General features: G+C 65.1%; 1 protein-coding gene and 1 pseudogene. Both read left to right on the forward strand.

Features of this window, described 5'->3' with window-relative positions; genetic code table 11:
• Nucleotides 1–158 (forward strand): annotated as a pseudogene (locus tag E5W70_RS20040) (50S ribosomal protein L25); the annotation flags it as partial.
• Nucleotides 159–181: 23 nt separating this feature from the next.
• Nucleotides 182–358: aminoacyl-tRNA hydrolase (locus E5W70_RS20045; RefSeq protein ID WP_292661323.1), on the forward strand; the 177-nt coding region annotated here is incomplete at its 3' end.

A 358-nucleotide genomic window follows, 5' to 3' on the forward strand; every position in this document is an offset into this window, starting at 1 on the left:
CGGCCGTCACCTTGCCGGCCGGCGTCAAGCCGGTGATCTCCGACCGCGACTTCACCATCGCGACCATTGCCGGCTCCTCGGCGATGAAGCCGGAGGCCGCGGAAGAGACGACTGAAGCGGCTGAGCCCGAAGCGGCTCCTGCCGCCGAAGAGAAGTAACCCCTTCCCGCCCGGAGGCGACGATGCTTGTCTTTGCAGGCCTCGGCAATCCGGGCGCGAAATACGCCAACAACCGGCACAATGTCGGCTTCATGGCGGCGGACGCGATCGCCCGCCGCCATTCCTTTTCGCCCTGGTCGAAGAAATTCCAGAGCCTGATCGCCGAAGGCACGCTTGCCGGCGAAAAGGTGATCCTGATC

This window comes from Mesorhizobium sp. (genome assembly GCF_005063415.1).
Taxonomy (GTDB): Bacteria; Pseudomonadota; Alphaproteobacteria; order Rhizobiales; family Rhizobiaceae; genus Mesorhizobium.